At 43.1% G+C, this 16928-nt stretch carries 18 protein-coding genes and 1 riboswitch; of the genes, 11 read left to right on the forward strand and 7 right to left on the reverse strand.

Features of this window, described 5'->3' with window-relative positions; genetic code table 11:
- Positions 1–57: 57 nt before the first annotated feature.
- The gene (locus KHA99_RS11560; protein ID WP_213117593.1) at positions 58–318 is read right to left on the reverse strand and encodes a hypothetical protein; all 261 of its coding nucleotides are present in this window, start codon (positions 316–318) and stop codon (positions 58–60) included.
- Positions 319–361: 43 nt separating this feature from the next.
- Between KHA99_RS11560 and KHA99_RS11565 the strand changes: the two genes are divergently transcribed.
- Entirely contained in the window at positions 362–592 is a 231-nt protein-coding gene (locus tag KHA99_RS11565; RefSeq protein WP_213117993.1) for a magnesium chelatase subunit ChlI family protein, read from the forward strand.
- 1 nt (position 593) lies between these two features.
- Here KHA99_RS11565 and KHA99_RS11570 read toward each other — a convergent pair whose 3' ends face one another.
- The 4 genes from KHA99_RS11570 to KHA99_RS11585 form a co-directional block, all read right to left on the reverse strand.
- Positions 594–1163, reverse strand: coding sequence for a glycerol-3-phosphate acyltransferase (locus tag KHA99_RS11570; RefSeq protein ID WP_213117594.1), 570 nt, complete (start codon positions 1161–1163; stop codon positions 594–596).
- A gap of 145 nt (positions 1164–1308) precedes the next feature.
- Entirely contained in the window at positions 1309–2130 is an 822-nt protein-coding gene (zupT, locus tag KHA99_RS11575; protein ID WP_213117595.1) for a zinc transporter ZupT, read from the reverse strand.
- 211 nt (positions 2131–2341) lie between these two features.
- Positions 2342–3268, reverse strand: a complete 927-nt coding sequence (gene tagU, locus KHA99_RS11580; protein ID WP_213117596.1) for a polyisoprenyl-teichoic acid--peptidoglycan teichoic acid transferase TagU — start codon at positions 3266–3268, stop codon at positions 2342–2344.
- Between the two features lie 421 nt (positions 3269–3689).
- Positions 3690–5096 carry a trypsin-like peptidase domain-containing protein gene (locus KHA99_RS11585; protein WP_213117597.1) on the reverse strand — a complete coding sequence of 469 codons (1407 nt, stop codon included), beginning with the start codon at positions 5094–5096 and terminating at the stop codon, positions 3690–3692.
- Between the two features lie 239 nt (positions 5097–5335).
- Between KHA99_RS11585 and wecB the strand changes: the two genes are divergently transcribed.
- The 4 genes from wecB to KHA99_RS11605 all read left to right on the forward strand — a co-directional run bounded on the left by wecB (position 5336) and on the right by KHA99_RS11605 (position 9085).
- Positions 5336–6475, forward strand: a complete 1140-nt coding sequence (gene wecB / locus KHA99_RS11590) for a non-hydrolyzing UDP-N-acetylglucosamine 2-epimerase (RefSeq protein ID WP_372447586.1) — start codon at positions 5336–5338, stop codon at positions 6473–6475.
- 185 nt (positions 6476–6660) lie between these two features.
- Positions 6661–7047 (forward strand): SMU1112c/YaeR family gloxylase I-like metalloprotein, encoded by a 387-nt coding sequence (gene gloA2 / locus KHA99_RS11595; protein ID WP_213117599.1) that lies wholly within the window; start codon positions 6661–6663, stop codon positions 7045–7047.
- A 209-nt stretch (positions 7048–7256) separates the two neighbouring features.
- Positions 7257–7913, forward strand: coding sequence for a 5-bromo-4-chloroindolyl phosphate hydrolysis family protein (locus tag KHA99_RS11600; RefSeq protein ID WP_213117600.1), 657 nt, complete (start codon positions 7257–7259; stop codon positions 7911–7913).
- Positions 7910–9085 carry a toxic anion resistance protein gene (locus tag KHA99_RS11605; RefSeq protein WP_213117601.1) on the forward strand — a complete coding sequence of 392 codons (1176 nt, stop codon included), beginning with the start codon at positions 7910–7912 and terminating at the stop codon, positions 9083–9085. The genes KHA99_RS11600 and KHA99_RS11605 overlap by 4 nt, the downstream gene beginning before the upstream one ends.
- Positions 9086–10085: 1000 nt before the next feature.
- On the opposite strand, the gene KHA99_RS11610 is transcribed toward KHA99_RS11605, so the two are convergent.
- Positions 10086–10862 (reverse strand): M15 family metallopeptidase, encoded by a 777-nt coding sequence (locus KHA99_RS11610; protein WP_249366599.1) that lies wholly within the window; start codon positions 10860–10862, stop codon positions 10086–10088.
- Positions 10863–11096: 234 nt separating this feature from the next.
- Positions 11097–11181, forward strand: a riboswitch (cyclic di-GMP riboswitch).
- A 48-nt stretch (positions 11182–11229) separates the two neighbouring features.
- Between KHA99_RS11610 and KHA99_RS11615 the strand changes: the two genes are divergently transcribed.
- Positions 11230–11406 (forward strand): hypothetical protein, encoded by a 177-nt coding sequence (locus tag KHA99_RS11615; RefSeq protein ID WP_213117602.1) that lies wholly within the window; start codon positions 11230–11232, stop codon positions 11404–11406.
- A gap of 149 nt (positions 11407–11555) precedes the next feature.
- Here the strand turns inward: KHA99_RS11615 and KHA99_RS11620 are convergent, their stop codons facing one another.
- Complete coding sequence (locus KHA99_RS11620) at positions 11556–12608, reverse strand: multicopper oxidase domain-containing protein (RefSeq protein WP_213117603.1); 1053 nt, start codon at positions 12606–12608, stop codon at positions 11556–11558.
- Positions 12609–12943: 335 nt separating this feature from the next.
- On the opposite strand from KHA99_RS11620, the gene KHA99_RS11625 reads away from it, so the two are divergent.
- The 5 genes from KHA99_RS11625 to KHA99_RS11645 all read left to right on the forward strand — a co-directional run bounded on the left by KHA99_RS11625 (position 12944) and on the right by KHA99_RS11645 (position 16825).
- Positions 12944–13084: a hypothetical protein gene (locus KHA99_RS11625; RefSeq protein WP_213117604.1), complete on the forward strand. Its 141-nt coding sequence runs from the start codon at positions 12944–12946 to the stop codon at positions 13082–13084.
- Positions 13085–13447: 363 nt separating this feature from the next.
- Positions 13448–14350 carry an ABC transporter ATP-binding protein gene (locus tag KHA99_RS11630; RefSeq protein ID WP_213117605.1) on the forward strand — a complete coding sequence of 301 codons (903 nt, stop codon included), beginning with the start codon at positions 13448–13450 and terminating at the stop codon, positions 14348–14350.
- Positions 14351–15088, forward strand: a complete 738-nt coding sequence (locus tag KHA99_RS11635) for an ABC transporter permease (RefSeq protein ID WP_213117606.1) — start codon at positions 14351–14353, stop codon at positions 15086–15088. It begins immediately after the preceding gene.
- 4 nt (positions 15089–15092) lie between these two features.
- Positions 15093–16226: a sensor histidine kinase gene (locus KHA99_RS11640; protein ID WP_213117607.1), complete on the forward strand. Its 1134-nt coding sequence runs from the start codon at positions 15093–15095 to the stop codon at positions 16224–16226.
- Positions 16223–16825 carry a response regulator transcription factor gene (locus KHA99_RS11645; protein ID WP_213117608.1) on the forward strand — a complete coding sequence of 201 codons (603 nt, stop codon included), beginning with the start codon at positions 16223–16225 and terminating at the stop codon, positions 16823–16825. The genes KHA99_RS11640 and KHA99_RS11645 overlap by 4 nt, the downstream gene beginning before the upstream one ends.
- The last annotated feature ends 103 nt before the right edge of the window (positions 16826–16928 follow it).

Consider the following 16928-nt stretch of genomic DNA (forward strand, 5'->3'; position numbering starts at 1 on the left):
AAAATGATCCCGGTAAACAGTATCCTTACCGGGGTCATTTTGCTAGATGGTTCATGATTAGTCCCTGCCGCCACCTGAATCGCCTCCACTGTCGGAACTGCCATAATTATCGTTATCATTAGCGGTATCATGTAAATAGTCTCTATCATAATGATGGCCAGAGGATTTTTCTTTCTTAATGCTTGGGAAAATTAAGAAAGCCAAGATAATCAATATGGTCCCAAAGAACTCTTGCGTTCCAAAAATAAGGTATATACCCAAAATCAAGAGTACTGCACCAACCAGCCTTTGAAGCAATCTTATTGCTTTCAGAAACATCCCCCCTTATAAAATAATTATTTTCAAGTAGGACTTTTTATGTATTACGAACAGTTTACAACCTTATGAGGTCCTCTTTAAACCAAGCCCGCTGACAGGGGAGCAGCAGCGAACCCTAAATGATCTATTAAACAAAAAAGGACTCAGCAACCGAGCCCAAATCAAAATCATCCGCCTCGCCCGCACTATCTCCGACCTCGAAAGAAGCCACCGTATCACAGACCAAAGCATCTTAGTGGCCATTCACTTGAACAGCGGAACATTGCAACGATGAACTATTTTTTTATCCGCTCCTTAATGTTTACTATATGGGCCAGGATTAGGAGCAATATTATGCCTGAGGCAATGGCAGGGATAACCCAATTATTCGTGTTGATTACCAAGAATAGAGGAATAAAAAGGAACGACCCCAAGCCTGCGAATGTGAAGCTTTTAAAAAAAGGATAGAGTACGAGAAATGCGAGAACAATTACGGATGCTAGCAGCGGCTCGAACGCAATGATTCCGCCGATAAAGGTCGAAATCCCCATGCCGCCTTTAAACCTAAGGACAATCGGTTTGAGATGACCAACAATGACAAACACCAGTCCTATCATTTGGACTATCTCTGAAAAATGCAGCAGATACCGCCCGGCAAGTACCACTGCTGCGCCTTTCAAAGCGTCTCCCAGAAAAGTTAGAACAAAGGCCTTTTTTCCATAAACACGCCCAGCATTCCTTGCTCCGACATTCCCGCTCCCGTGCTCGCGGATATCTTGCCCTTTCAACAACTTGGATACCAAGAAACCGAACATGATATTACCAACGATATAAGAAACAAGATAATACAACCAAACCATTGTCATCACTGCCTATCCAAGTGCTTTTATAAAAACGCTGCTTTTAACTATTATAATATGCTTCTATTGTTTGGACGGAGATTTATTAAAGCGCAAATGTGATTAAAATATCAATAGGGTTCGGTCCCCAGGGAACCGAACCCTAAATATTTTATATAAACAACAGGAGGCTGATTGCCATTACAGCCATCCCGCCAATTAACCCATAGATGGACAGATGGGCTTCATCATATCGTTTGGCGGCTGGCAGCAGCTCATCAAGGGAAATGAATACCATAATCCCGGCTACGGCGGCAAATATAACCCCGAACATAATATCGTTAAGAAAAGGCATTAGGAAAAGGTAAGCAACTAACGCCCCGATTGGTTCCGAAAGTCCCGAAAGAAAGGATAGCTTAAACGCTCTTTTTTTATCGCCGGTGGCAAAATAAACCGGAACGGAAACCGCAATTCCTTCGGGGATGTTGTGGATGGCAATGGCCACAGCAATGGCGATTCCAAGCTTTGGGTCCTGGAGGGCAGAGGTAAAGGTAGCAATCCCTTCTGGAAAGTTATGAATGCCAATCGCAAGGGCCGTGAATGTCCCCATTTTTAGTAAGTCTGGTTTCTTTCCGGCTGCTGCAACTGCCCCTCCGGAATCGGACATATCTTCAACCGTACGAAGTTCATGCGGGTTGCTTTGCTTTGGAATAAATTTATCGATGCTGGCAATCAAAAGCATCCCTGCAAAGAAACCGCCGACGGTCAGCCAGTTGCCTGGAACGGGCCCCATGGCGTCAACTAGTGCCGTTTTTGCCTTCACAAAAATCTCAACCATGGACACATAAATCATGACACCTGCGGAGAATCCAAGTGTGACTGAAAGAAACTTTGTATTTGTGTGCGAGGTGAAAAATGCAAGTACGCTGCCAATCCCAGTCGCAAGGCCGGCAAATAAAGTTAACCCAAAGGCCAATAGCAGATTTTGAGTCACCTTTTTCCCTCCCTTTATAAAAAAAAATTTATCTTTCTCAATTTTTCTCTTTCTTTTCAAAATAACTTAAAAACAGTTATATTTTTATATGCGCAAACCCAGAAATGTTTCCTTTTATGAGGCAGAAGAACCGTCCCTGTGCATCACAAAAAAACTGGCTAAATGGGGTAAGCTGCCCTTTTAGCCAGTCAGGTACTTCTCTTTTATTCTTTTATTGTAATTCCAATTGTTTCTTTAGTTCGGTTTGGATTCTTGTCTTTTCTTCTGGTGAGACCAGTCCATAGTAAATTTTATTGATCAACTTCCCCGTTTCTTTGATTTCCATTTGCTGAATCGATTTTCCGGCGTCTTTATAATTTTTTTGGATGTCTACCATTTGATCGAAGGTTAGGTTAGTTTTTATGTTTTTTCCAATCGCGTTAAAAATGGAGGAAAATTTGGTCAGGCTTGACAGGCTCATGCCTTCATCAATTACTCCTTCAATGATCTGTCGCTGTCTTAACTGCCGGCCAAAATCACCTCTGGGATCCTCATACCTCATTCTTGAAAAACTTAAAGCCTGCTCACCATTAAGGTTTATTTCTCCTATAGGAAAGTGGGAATCCCCTTCGGAAAAATCAAAATCATTATAGACCTTGACACCTCCAACCGCATCGACAATATCCTGAAAGCCTTCCATATTGATCTGCATATAGTAGTCAATTGGAATATCAAGAAATTCTTCGACGGTAGCCATTGACATGGGAATTCCGCCAAAAGCATAAGCATGATTAATTTTATCCTCTTTTCCTTTTCCGACAATCTCCGTTCGAGTGTCTCGCGGGATGCTGAGCATTTTAACCGAATTGGTATTTGGATTAACAGCCAAAACGATAATCGTGTCCGAACGGCCTTTGTCCCCTTTCCGTTCATCGACACCGAGCATTAACACAGAAAATGGCTCCTTTTTTTCCAAAGCAACTGGCTGTTCCCGTTTTTCCGGCACGGTTCGTTTAACCGGCTGGTGCATGGTGACTACGGCTTCTTTGAGCGAATGATAAACCATATACCCATAAACCCCCGCCGCAACAAAAACTAGTAAAATAATAATTCCTGTTACTTTTAGCCACTTTCTACCTTTTTTTGTTTGAATCTCCATAATAGTAGACCTCCAAAATATGTAGTTTAATAGTATAACAATATAGGTGTTAGTTTCTATGCTATGGGTGTCAGGAACCGCCCGTGGACAATTGTCCTTCTGGGGTGGACAATTGGTTATGTAGTCGGCGCTTTCAAGTAGCGGTGTTGTTTGTTGTGGTAGTTTGTGAAAGATTTAAATGTTAGAAAATACGTGTTGATGTAACCGTTGTGGATGCAAAAATGAATCTTTTGGTACAGTTAAATATATAGTAGTTAGGGATATATTATCACCATTTGGAAAAAAGTCCAATTCGAAAGTATGTTTTGATAGGGTTTAAAAGATTGTAGCCGCTGATTGGCATTTTCCCCACAATAGAAAAGGGGATCCAGTTTTATCGAACTGGATCCCCTTTTCTCATTTTTCCAATAGCACAAGTATTTTACTCGCTATTTCCATCTTTATTTTGTTTTTTCTGCTGTTCCTGCAGGGCAATCAGAAGGTCCTGGATATCCACCTTGCCGTCCTTATTCAGGTCGTTTAAATTCATTTCTGGCGTTGGTGGTACAGTAGGCGTCGGGCCCTGCACACCCATATCCACACCCGGACCAGCAGCCGGAAGTACAGCTGCAGCCGCCTTATTTTTCGAACTACTAGCAAAGGTGAACACCAAAAGAATCAGAACTAGCAGACCAGCTACACCGTCACCAATATAGAAGAAGGTGGCATAATCGGACCAAAGCATCTTGCTTTTGCTCATTTTCTCCTCAGAATTGCTGATATACTCTTTTATTTCCGAGTGATTTGGATAAATCCGCTGGACTGCTTCGAATTTTTCCAAGGCATGTTTATAGTATCCGCCCCAATACAATTCAAGGCCCTCTTTATAAAGCCGATTCGTTTCGCTCTTGGTGTTTCTGACACCGGCCTGGTTCACAAATTCCTTGACTGTATTGACTGGTACGGCAAAATTAAAGCCCTGCACCTCTTGACCGTTGACCGTATCGCCTCTAAAGGTCAGAAGCCCGATAATTTGCCCTTTTTCGTTAATGACAGGTCCGCCGCTATTTCCGTGAGTAGCCGCGGCGTTGATTTGAATTACCGGACTTCCTTGATCGGTCTTTTTGTCAGTCGCGGAAATTTGCCCGGCATTCATGGTAGAAACGAGAGATGAATCGGGTGATAAAAGGTCCGAATCGGCAGCGGCCGGATACCCGCTTACCCAAATATTATCCTGGTTTTGGACGTCACTGGAATCACCAAGAGGGATGGTTGGCAGGTTCTTTCCTTCAATTTTTACAACGGAAGCGTCCTTTCCCTGGTTAATCGGCGCACCGTAGCTCTTAATTTCCCCATCGAGAACATCTCCGCCGGGTAAAATAACCTTAGTGACACGATTAATCTCGGTATACTGAGTATAGGCGACTAAATAATTATAAGCAGTATTGTAATCAACCTGGAAGTGGTCCGCCATGATGGTCACCAGTTGTTGGAATGCTGCATCGGCCACCTCTTGGTCAGCCATTTTTCCATATTCGACGACATGGGCATTGGTAACGATATAGCCGTCAGCGCTTATAATCGCGCCTGAACCCGACCCGCCGATAAGCGTCTGATATTTTAACTGTTCCAAAACAGCTTCGACTTCAGGGTTGTAGTCGTTAAACTGCCACCCGACCAATGCATAGTCAATAATCCGCACCACCGCAGGCTTTGTATATTCATTCAGCCTCTGGGCTTGCGATACATCTCCTTTGGAAGGCTTGATGTTGATGAGGATAAAGGAAGTGACAATCGCCGCAATCAGCAGTAAGCTGATCGGAATGGTAAATAGGAGCCTCTTCTTCAATGCATGATTCACCTCTATATTCGGAATTTTTAAAAAATCAACAATGGCAATATATTCGGTGGTTGGATAACGGGAATTTGTACCTGCAAAATTTTGCTGCGGAGGCAGCAGGGAATGGCGGCCATAGTTTCAAGGTGTCTTTTGTTATAATCGTTAGCATGGAACTGGCAGTAATTTTTCAAAAAAGTATTTGAAAGGTATAATGGTTTGTAGATTAACTAATGGAGGTCTTATTAGATATGCAATTAAAGGTTATGACGGTATTCGGTACGAGACCTGAAGCAATCAAAATGGCGCCGCTTGTAAAGGAGCTGGAAAAGCATCCGGTGCAAATCAAGTCAATTGTAACGGTGACGGCTCAGCATCGTGAAATGTTAGACCAGGTATTGAATATTTTTGAAATTACGCCTGATTATGATTTAAATATAATGAAAGAAAGACAATCGTTAGTCGGAGTGACCACCCGCGCGCTGGAGGGACTTGATCAGGTTTTGGCCGAGGTTAAACCAGATATCGTGCTGGTTCATGGCGATACATCCACAACGTTCGTGGCAAGTTTAGCAGCTTTTTATCATCAGATTCCGATTGGTCATGTGGAGGCGGGGCTTCGTACGCACAACAAATATTCACCTTACCCGGAAGAAATGAACCGCCAGCTGACAGGTGTTTTGGCTGATCTTCATTTTTCGCCAACGGTTCAGTCAAAGCAGAACCTATTAGTCGAAAATAAAAAGGAAGAATCTATTTTCATAACAGGAAATACCGCTATTGATGCGTTAAAGACCACCGTTAAAAGCCAATATTCGCATCCTGTATTAGATAGGCTTGGCGGAGATAGATTGGTGCTTATGACAGCCCACCGTCGTGAAAACACCGGGAAACCAATGGAGAACATGTTCAATGCCATCCGCCGTTTAGTTGAAAAGCACGATGATGTTCAGGTCGTTTACCCGGTACATATGAATCCGGTTGTTCGCGAGATTGCCGGTCGAATCTTGGGAGACAATGACCGAATTCATTTGATTGAACCGCTGGATGTTATTGATTTCCACAACTTTGCCTCACAGGCATATTTGATTCTTACTGATTCCGGAGGTGTTCAAGAGGAAGCACCATCGTTAGGTGTTCCGGTTCTTGTCCTAAGGGATACAACCGAGCGTCCAGAAGGGATTGCCGCCGGCACGCTAAAGCTCGCGGGCACCGATGAAGAAACCATCTTTGGAATGGCTGACGAACTGCTTACGGATTCGGCCGCACACGACCAAATGGCTAAAGCCTCAAACCCTTACGGCGACGGCATCGCCTCCGGGCGCATCGTCCAAGCCATCCTCTACCACTTTGGCAAAAGAGGGGATAGGCCAGAGGATTTTGGGGCTTAAAGTTAAAGGGTGTCATTAAAAGTATCAGGCACCGCTTGTGGACATTGGCCATGTAGGGTGGACGTTTTTTGAATTTAGGTTTAAACTGACTAAACCTTTGTAAGTATTGAGCTTTTCAGCCCTCTTGTCTCCTACAGGGAGGAAAGAGGGTTATTCCTATTTTTATGTAGAAAGTTGTGTTATTTATGAAATTAAAGAAAATCCATCATATTGCCATTATTTGTTCTGATTATGAGAAGTCAAAGGATTTTTATGTGCGAATTCTTGGCCTCACCCCAAAAAGCGAAACATATCGAAACGAGCGGGATTCCTATAAACTGGACTTAGAAGTGAATGGCCAATATCAGATTGAACTGTTTTCCTTCCCGAATCCACCCAAGCGACCAAGCTATCCGGAGGCAGCAGGCCTACGGCATATAGCCTTTGAAGTAGAGAACATCGAAGAAGCGGTTCACCATTTAACAGAGCAGCAAATAGAGGTGGAGCCCATCCGCATCGACACCCACACCAACAAGAAATTCACCTTCTTCTCAGACCCGGACGGCCTTCCCATTGAACTATACGAGGTATAGAAAAAACCACCACCCGCCTTCTCAAAAAAATAGGTCTCAGGTCGTAGTTTGTTTGCGATTCGAGTCTATGGCGGGCAGGAGTTTTTTCATGTATTGTGGAATTAATAGATGGAAATAACTTTCATTTGTTGGCAATTCATTCGAAAATGAAACATTCGCTTCTTTCATACGTATGAATAGAAGTGATGAATAGTCAGGAGTCGATTAAAATGAATCCCATTCTTTCGTTAATTCTACGCTCGTTTGTGGCTGTACCGGTTACCATCATGGCGGGCTTTGTCAGCTTTTTCTTTATGAACATAAACTTTCTGCCGTCGATTGGTATCGCGATTGCCGCAGGAGTTCTAACCCATTTGATCCTAGGCCCAATCATGACTTCAACGTTTTTGAAAAAACACCAGCTGTCATGGAGGGAATACCGTTATATTCGAAAAAATTTAGCGGATGCCCAGAAAAAAATCCGCCGTTTGAATAAATCGCTTTTCAGTATTCGCGACCTGTCGTCAGTGAAGCAGAGAATTGATATTCTTCGCATCACCAAAAAAATTCAAAAAATGGCTCTCAAGGAGCCGAAGCGTTTTTATCAGGCCGAGCCGTTTTATTTTTCCCATCTCGATTCAGTTATCGAGCTGACGGAAAAATACAATTTTCTTTCAGCTCAGCCGAAAAAAAGCTTGGAAATTAATCAATCTCTGATTGAAACAAGACAGACATTGAATGAACTTACCAAGGTACTTGAGGAAGATTTATATCATGTGGTCTCAGATGACGTGGACCATTTAAATTTTGAAATTGATGTTGCCAAACATACGATTAAAAAACAAAAAGAAGCTAAATTCCCTGAAGAAAATAGGTGGTTAAAATGACCGAAAATAATCCATTGCAAAAAGGTGATTTTTTAAACGATATTCTTGCTGATCCGTTTGGCGATGGGCTTCAGCCCTCGAAAAGCCCAGTGGTTCAGCAGCCTGGGGACGCCCCAAGACCGACGAAACTTATCGATGTTATTCCGGAGGAGCACCGTGCCAAAGCTTATCAGCTAGCCGAACAAATTGACCCGACCAACCATCAGGCGATGATTCAGTACGGGACACAGGCACAAGGAAAGCTGCTCTCCTTTTCTCACGCGATGCTTGAGCATGTTCAGCAAAAGGACGTTGGTGAAATTGGAGAAATCATCAGCGATTTAATGAAGCGCCTCAACGAAGTGAATCCGGACGAGCTAAAGGATAGCAAGCCGTCCTTTTTTGGACGGATGTTTGGAAAAATCTCCAGCTCGCTTCAGGAGGTTCTGTCCAAGTACCAGAAAACGGGGGCGCAAATTGACCGCATCAGTGTAAAGCTGGAGCGCAGCAAAAATGTGCTGTTGTCCGATATTAAGCTGCTCGAACAGCTTTATGAAACGAATAAAGAATATTTCCATGCCCTCAATGTCTATATTGCCGCTGGTGAAATTAAGCTTGAGGAAATGTACGAAAAGACAATCCCGCAGCTAAAAAGAGAAGCAGAAGCCACAAATGACCAGATGAAGTTTCAAGAGGTCAACGATATGATTCAATTTGCGGACCGGCTCGATAAACGTCTCCATGATTTGAAGCTAAGCCGGGAGATCACGATTCAAAGTGCACCGCAAATTCGCCTGATTCAAAACACAAACCAGGCATTAGTGGAAAAAATTCAGTCCTCCATTGTTACAGCCATTCCGTTATGGAAAAACCAAGTGGCGATTGCACTGACACTCATCCGCCAGCGGCATGCGGTGGAGGCACAGAAGCAGGTATCGAAAACAACGAACGAGCTGCTGCTAAAAAATGCCGAAATGCTGAAAACAAATACTATTGAAACAGCCAAAGAAAACGAGCGTGGCCTTGTCGATATCGAAACGCTTAAGAAAACACAGGAAAACCTGATCTCCACATTGGAGGAGACGCTGAGAATCCAAGAGGAAGGCCGCCACAAACGCCGGATTGCCGAACAAGAACTTGCCACGATGGAAAACGACTTAAAACTGAAACTCCTAGAAATCAAAGGAAAATAAGAAATGCCCCCGCAATGGACACGTTCAGGTTGCGGGGGCTATTTTTTTGTTAGACACAATCCGCCCTTAAACCGTTCTGAGAAACGGAGCATTTTTTCAAACCAAAAAAGGCAGGGGTTGGCCCTGCCTTTACTCGTCATTTCTGTGGTTTTACTAGTCAACTTTATAGATTTACTCGCCTGATTTCCTAAATTACTCGCCAAAATCTAGATTTTACTCGCCAAGCCCTATTTAGAGAGGCCAAACCTATCAAATAAGGTACCTTTTCAATTACCCTTTTTGATGTTATTTCTATTTATTGGATACTCCTTCCGATTAGGTGTGGTTACTTTCCAAATGGGGAGAAATACTTTCCACATTCATGTTTTACTTACACTTTTTGGCCAATTACTTTCCAAAATAAATGATTTACTTTCTAAACTTATTTTTTAGGGGGGATCACCCAAAAAAGCCAGGCGGCGAAACTTGCTCAGGTAATATATAAGATCTTAATAATACCTTTTAAAAATTACTCGCTGGATTTGGGATTTTACTCGTCAAAAGATAGGTTTTACTCGTCAACTTTTGAGTTTTACTTGCCTAATTTCATGATTTACTCGCCCATCCCTATATGGAGAGGCCAAATCTACCCAAAAAGGTACCTTTTCAATTACCCTTTTTGATGTTATTTCTATTTATTGGATACTCCTTCCGATTAGGTGTGGTTACTTTCCAAATGGGGAGAAATACTTTCCACATTCATGTTTTACTTACACTTTTTGGCCAATTACTTTCCAAAATAAATGATTTACTTTCTAAACTTATTTTTTAGGGGGGATCACCCAAAAAAGCCAGGCGGTGAGCCTGGCTTAGGTAACATATGAGATCTTAATAATACCTTTTTAAAAGTTACTCGCTCGATTTGGGTTTTACTCGTCAAAAGATAGGATTTACTCGCCCACCCCTGTTTTATGAGTCAACCCCCAACCTCAGAATCTGTTGTCGCAGCCCTAGACCGTTGTCAATTATTCACCGGTACCGCATCATAGTATTCCTCTAGGGTAATCCCATGTTTGGTGATAGCCTTGGCGATGGCTTTACCAACATAACGAAGGTGCCATGGCTCATATTTGTAGCCGGTGATGGATTCTTTTCCTTTCGGGTAGCGGATAATGAAGCCATACTCATCTGCATGGTCCGCGAGCCACTTAGCTTCCACCGTTCCCGCAAAGCAATCCTCCGCAGGGCATTTTCCGTTCCCGCCCGTTACATCAATAGCAAGGCCCGTTTCATGTTCGCTTGTCCCAGGCACGGCACTGTAGGTTTTCGCTTTTTTAATACCATCCTGATTGACGTAATAATTGAACAACGCCTTTTGTGAGGTATACGATCGATAGGCAGAAACTCCGGCTAGACCGATGCCCTGTTCCTCGGCAGCGGCAAATAATTTTTCGATAGCCGCAGCCGCTTCCTTTCGCATTTTTTGTTTTTCCGCTTTTTTATTAGAAATATACGGGATGTTTGGATACACTAAATCTTCAGGTTGATAGTTTTCAGGTAAGATATTGTACTGATTTACAAGCACAGGAATACTTTCTGGGTTGAACACCTCTTGCACCTGCCCATCACGGTGTTCCGACTTTTTCTCAGAGGCAACGGATGAAGAGCCGTCCTTAGCATCAGATTCGGTTCCTGTGACACCTTTATCGTCCTGGGAAAAGAAGCTTTTTCCCATGCAGCCGGTTAAAGGAAAGAGCAGAATTATCAAGCTAGTCATCACAGAAAATATTTTTAACATCGCAAACTTCCTTTTTTTAAAATGAATTTGATAACAGCATGGACACAATAAAGCCACTTTTAAACATGCTTATAAAAATAAAGCCCCACTAGCAAGGTGTGCCCTTTTTCCTATAAACAAAAGCATGATCCTATTGTCAGCAGGCAAACCTTATGTGAATTTTCAAAAAAATTAGTACCCAAGACTCTTTTCATTTTAAATTAGGTTATTTATGCTGTTTACAAACACATAAATCGTACGAAACGGCAAAACTATTGAAAAATGGTGACGCAAAGCTATAGGGGCTAATGTTTAACAACGATGCTAGCCAGCTACCGAACACGAATACTCCAGCGGTTTATGTAAAGACAAGTGAGGAGGCTTTCATGTGTTAAAATTATGGCAAAAGGGAAAATACTATTATCATGTCTATCTGTACAGACATAATGAGCTGCTGCAGAAAGATTGTTTATGCGAGAAGCTAAGGTGGAAGTTGAAGATTAAAGCCATTTATCACAATAGCAAGGCGATTGAACTTGGTTTTAAATTAAATCCTTTAACCTAAAAATTGGTTTCTTTTAAGATAGCAAATCCTTAAGGTGAAATAAGATGAAAAATGTCAGAGGGACAAGGAATCTTTCGACACTTTTCTCGCCAAGACAAAAAAGAAATCGGCTGTTCCCCAGCCGATTTCTTTTTACATCTATACATATTTTAGTGAGACATTACAGCGCTGCCATCGTCATGTCCGTCTTTGGTCACCTTCAGTACTGCTACAGCGCCCTTGGTGGCATGGTTGAATTGGTGTGTTACAATTGGATAGCTGCCTTCTTTTGTTACAGTGAACTCAACCACGGCACCGCCGCTTGCTGGCAGCAGCAAGGTTTGTATTCCCTTCATGTGGTTGAATGGATTTCCGTCAATATACACATCATCAAAGACAGTTCCGACTACATGGAAGCTAGAAACTTCATTAGGGCCCACGTTGTCCACGTAAAGTCTCACTCTGTCACCAACCTTGGCAAGGAGCGGTTTATCAACAAGGGAGCCAACGGCACCATTTGTGTTTGGGTCGCCGTTTTTAAGCGCTTTCGCGGAAAAGACTACATATTTTGGAACACCATTTGTAAAGTCCTCTAGGTTGTTGTATTTATACCACTCGTTTTGCACAAGCGCATATTCGCGAGTCACTTGAGAGTCTGTAGGGTAGCCATCCTTCGGTTTCACAATAATCATCCCGTGCATCCCGTTCGCAATATGAGCGAGAACTGGCTTCGTGCCACAGTGGTACATGAATACGCCAGGATTGTCAGCAGGATAGCTGAACGTGCCGGTGTGATCAGGCATTACATTTGCAAAATCCGTAGAAGGTGCTGCATGTACGGCGTGCATGTCCATGCTGTGCGGGATGGATGGATCCATATTTTTTAAGGTAAAATTGATTTTATCTCCTTGATTGACGACAACCACCGGACCAGGTGCTTCGCCGTTAAATGTCCAAGCCTTATACATTTCGCCTTTGTTGATTTCTATATCGGTAATTTGAGCAGTTATTTCAATATTCACTTCATGTTCGCTAATTCGGTCAATCTTAATTGGAGTTGGTTTTTGGTTTAGGCCTTTATGGGGTGCGAATACTTCGACTGCAGCTTCCTTATCACTTTGCGCCTCCACCTTTTTTTCCACTGAAAGATCAGCTTTACCACAAGCACCTAGAATTAATGCGGATGTGACAACCATTGCTGCAACCTTTGTAAACTTACCCATTTTTCTTCCCTCCATTTAGAACTCCTAATTTTTTTTGGCTAATAAGAATGTACAAACTTTCTGTCGAAAGCTTTATACTTTCTTAACGCATAAATTCAACTACGCCTCTGTCTTCGTCCTATCGGACTTGCCAATCGACGAGTTTTCATTTATTTGATTAATGATTACATTTTCATTTTACTTTTATTAGAAATGCTCCTAGTGATGCTGGTCACTCAAAAATGGGGTGTTCTTGAACAATTTGTGAATAACTGAGCAAAGTAATATTTATATGGTGTAAATACTAATTTCTCAGCTGATAGTGGTAATTCTATTAATAAAAGGAGGCGATTTTTTTGAAGAATAAAAACGATGGAACAAGCGATGGATTGAATCAAATTTTTGAAATTATTAATGCAAAAGGAGATGAAGGGGAACTTCGGGAAATTGTTGAAAATAATGAAAATCAATCTTCAGAAATACGGTCGCAGCAGTAATAAACCCCATGGAACTAGAAACTAATATCTAGTTCCTATTTATTTGTGCATAATGTGTATAACTTGTGGATAAATCTTTACTAATTGTGGGTAACTAGTGTGCTTTTGTGGGTAATTGATTTTTTAAAAAAATATTTTACTTGGTTAAATCGTGGATAACTTGTATAAATCTGTTGATAACCATGTGGATACTGTTAAAAACTTGTTTATAAACTATGGATAGGTAAAACAACCCTGTGGACAGTCTGACTTTTTCCCCTCTTAGAATATGACATTTGTCACCTCATTTTGATGACAATGCTTACTAAAAAGCAACGCCTCCTCAACGTACAATGAAATCAAGTAATCAGGAGGTGTTCAGAAATGAACGAAATTCTAACTGTAACAAACGTGACAAAGTCATTCCACCGTAAAAAGGCAGTAAACGATGTTTCTTTTTCCATCACAAAAGGTGAAGTTGTAGCAATCCTCGGACCGAACGGTGCCGGAAAGACGACGACGATATCGATGATATTGGGACTGCTTAAGCCCACATCCGGAGAGGTCCGGTTATTCAACCTTCCTCCCCAGGAAAAGCAGGTTAGGGAAAAAATTGGCACAATGCTGCAGGAGGTCAGTGTGATGCAGGGCCTTAGAGTTGGCGAGGTTCTCGAGCTAATCAGAAGCTATTATCCACAGCCGCTAGCCATGGAGGAACTCATAGAGCTGACAGGTCTTACTGAACAGGATTTAAGAACACGGGCGGAAAAGTTATCGGGTGGACAAAAGCGGCGCCTTAGCTTTGCCCTAGCACTGGCAGGAAACCCGGAGCTGATTATTTTTGACGAACCGACTGTCGGCATGGATATACATGCGCGAAAACGCTTTTGGCAAACGGTACGAACACTAGCAGAGGAGGGCAAAACGATCATTTTTTCGACTCACTACTTACAGGAAGCGGATGACGCGGCCGACAGGATTTTATTGTTTAAAGACGGAGCGATTGCCGCCGATGGAACGCCTGCACAAATTAAAGCAAGCATTTCCAAGCAGTCCGTTTCCTTTATCGTCGACCCGGAAATATCACTTGAAAAACTATATCTTAACATCGAAATCCATGATATTTTTCGAAAAAATAACCGGGTCTACATTCATACGGAAAACACGGACCGAATTCTCGAGCTGCTTTTTCAAGAAAAAATTGGGGCACGTGACATCCAAATTGAACGAGGAAAGCTGGAGGAAGCGTTTGAGCAGCTGACCAGCGAAACAAAGGATGCCATCTAAATGAAAACTTTTAAAATGCAATGTAAAACAGAAATCATCAGGGTGCTGAGGAATCGCTATTTTGTGTTTTGGTCTCTGCTGATGCCGATTATTTTTTATTATGTTTTCACTAATTTAGTGAATGCCGATGTTCCGAATAAAGCCGAGTGGCAGGCGCATTATTTAATGTCAATGACGGTGTTCAGCGTGATGGGTTCGTCAATGATGACCCTCGGGATCCGCATGGTGCAGGAGCGCTCTCAGGGCTGGTCAACGTTTATCCGTACGACACCGCTGTCTGACACGGTTTATTTTGCGGCGCAAATGGTCGGGCAGAGCGTGATTCATGCCTTGTCTATCACGATTATTTTTATCGCAGGAGCGCTCATTAACGGGGTTTCGTTAAAAGCATTCGAATGGATTATGAGTGGGTTGTGGATTCTGCTAGCCTCCCTGCCATTCCTAGCGATTGGCACATTGATTGGCTTGATGAAGAAAGTAGAGACCGCGGCTGGCATCAGCAATGTGCTGTACATGGTACTCGCGGTTTCCGGGGGCTTGTGGATGCCGCTTGATGTGATGCCAAAAATCATGCAGACTATTGGAAAATGGCTTCCGTCCTATAATTTCGGCAGCGGGGCCTGGGAGATTGTCCGCGGAGGGATGCCGGATTGGAAAAATATACTGATTCTTATCGCCTATTTGGTCCTGTTCATGCTACTATCGAAGTATATTAGAAGAAAACAAGAAGCGGTGTGATTTAATGAAACTATCATTCAGCATATTTCCAAGAAAATACGGCCTTTTTCCCTATATCTTTCTCGTTTATTTTGGGTTTCCTATCTATTATTTGACAAAGGAATCAGGAGTAAAGCAGCTGGCTGGCTATGGGATGGTGCTGTTGTTTTTGCTGACGTACCGTCAGCTTTATTTTTTGATGGAAAAAAAAGCATTCTCATACTGGCTGGCGGTCCAGCTTATCATTGTGTTTATCCTGAGTGTCTTTTATAGTCTTAATCACATTTTTTTGGGATTCTTTCCGGCGAATTTTATCGGCTGGTATCGTGATAAAAAGGTGTTTAAGCGCGGGCTGTTCAGTTTAGCTTTTGTTGAAATTGTCCCGTTTATTTACCATGTGGTTAGGACTGAACAGTTTTTCACACCAAAAGAGCTGTTATATTTCGTTCCTTTTCTCATTATCATGTTGATTTCACCGTTTGGCATCCGTTCGATGAACAGACGGATGGAGCTAGAGCAGGAACTTGAACGGGCAAATCAACGAATCGAGGAACTGGTGAAGCGGGAGGAGCGGGTCAGGATTGCTCGTGACCTGCACGACACTCTCGGGCATACATTGTCGCTTCTCACGCTTAAGAGCCAGCTTGTCCAGCGTTTGATTCCGGTTGATTCTGAGCGGGCACGTAGTGAAGCCAAAGAAATGGAGGTCACCTCACGGGCAGCGTTAAAGCAAGTGCGCGAGCTGGTGACGGATATGAGAGCCATTGCGATCACCGAGGAGCTGCTCGAGGTTCAGCAGATTTTACGGGCAGCAGACATTACCTATCAATACGATGGCGATATTGATTTTTCAAACATTCCTCCTTTTACGCAGAATATTATCAGTATGTGCCTAAAGGAGGCGGCAACAAACGTGGTCAAGCACAGCCGGGCAACACATTGCTCGATATCTATTAATCTATCTGCAGAAAAGCTGAAGGCTATGGTCCGCGACGACGGGATGGGGGTTCCGCTCTCCACGGTCGCCTTCGGAAATGGGCTGAAGGGAATGGAAGAAAGGCTTGCACTTATTGATGGTTCGGTGTTGTTGCGTAACCAAAACGGGGCAGTGTTGGAAATCAACGTACCGATTATAAAAAAGGAGGCAGCAGCAGTATGATTACATTATTTATAGCAGAGGACCAGCGGATGCTTTTAGGTGCACTCGGCTCTTTGTTAGATTTGGAGCAGGACATGAAGGTAATCGGCCAGGCAATGAACGGGGAGGAGGCGCTCGCTTCCATCTTGAAGCTTAAGCCGGATGTTTGTTTAATGGATATTGAAATGCCTGTACTGAATGGACTGGAGGTAGCGGAACAACTGGCAGGGCTCGAAGCACCGAGCAAGGTCATCATTCTGACCACCTTTGCCCGTCCTGGTTATTTCGAACGCGCGGTAAAAATCGGTGTTCATGGCTACTTGCTTAAGGATGGGGAAATTGACGACCTGGCCGGAGCAATTCGCAAGGTCATGGCAGGAAAGCGGGTGTTCAGCCCCGATTTGGCGGTCGATGTCATTCGCGAGGAAAACCCATTAACCCAGCGGGAACAAGAGATTCTAAGATTGGCAGCGTTAGGCAAAACAACGAAAGAAATAACATCCGCACTCTATCTTTCATCCGGCACCGTCCGCAACTACATCTCCGAAATCATCCACAAACTCGGCGCCAAAAACCGCACTGAAGCGTCGGCAATCGCCCGGCAAAAAGGGTGGATCTAATGGACTGGGGACAGTTTGAAACATGAGAACCGTCCGAGACCAACTGCCCATTTCCTCTTCTCTAGGCAGAACAACCTTCCTTAAAATCATTTTCTGAATAGAT

The sequence above is a fragment of the Neobacillus rhizophilus genome, assembly GCF_018343535.1.
Taxonomy (GTDB): Bacteria; Bacillota; Bacilli; order Bacillales; family Cytobacillaceae; genus Neobacillus; species Neobacillus rhizophilus.

Bases quoted from the DNA above. Each gene is read 5' to 3' on its own strand.
- KHA99_RS11630 (WP_213117605.1), top strand. From the start codon at position 13,448: ATGAACGAAATTCTAACTGTAACAAACGTGACAAAGTCATTCCACCGT.
- KHA99_RS11635 (WP_213117606.1), top strand. From the start codon at position 14,351: ATGAAAACTTTTAAAATGCAATGTAAAACAGAAATCATCAGGGTGCTG.
- KHA99_RS11640 (WP_213117607.1), top strand. From the start codon at position 15,093: ATGAAACTATCATTCAGCATATTTCCAAGAAAATACGGCCTTTTTCCC.
- KHA99_RS11570 (WP_213117594.1), bottom strand. From the start codon at position 1,163: ATGACAATGGTTTGGTTGTATTATCTTGTTTCTTATATCGTTGGTAAT.
- KHA99_RS11560 (WP_213117593.1), bottom strand. From the start codon at position 318: ATGTTTCTGAAAGCAATAAGATTGCTTCAAAGGCTGGTTGGTGCAGTA.
- KHA99_RS11605 (WP_213117601.1), top strand. From the start codon at position 7,910: ATGACCGAAAATAATCCATTGCAAAAAGGTGATTTTTTAAACGATATT.
- gloA2 (WP_213117599.1), top strand. From the start codon at position 6,661: ATGAAATTAAAGAAAATCCATCATATTGCCATTATTTGTTCTGATTAT.
- tagU (WP_213117596.1), bottom strand. From the start codon at position 3,268: ATGGAGATTCAAACAAAAAAAGGTAGAAAGTGGCTAAAAGTAACAGGA.
- KHA99_RS11600 (WP_213117600.1), top strand. From the start codon at position 7,257: ATGAATCCCATTCTTTCGTTAATTCTACGCTCGTTTGTGGCTGTACCG.
- wecB (WP_372447586.1), top strand. From the start codon at position 5,336: ATGCAATTAAAGGTTATGACGGTATTCGGTACGAGACCTGAAGCAATC.
- KHA99_RS11645 (WP_213117608.1), top strand. From the start codon at position 16,223: ATGATTACATTATTTATAGCAGAGGACCAGCGGATGCTTTTAGGTGCA.
- KHA99_RS11620 (WP_213117603.1), bottom strand. From the start codon at position 12,608: ATGGGTAAGTTTACAAAGGTTGCAGCAATGGTTGTCACATCCGCATTA.
- KHA99_RS11610 (WP_249366599.1), bottom strand. From the start codon at position 10,862: ATGTTAAAAATATTTTCTGTGATGACTAGCTTGATAATTCTGCTCTTT.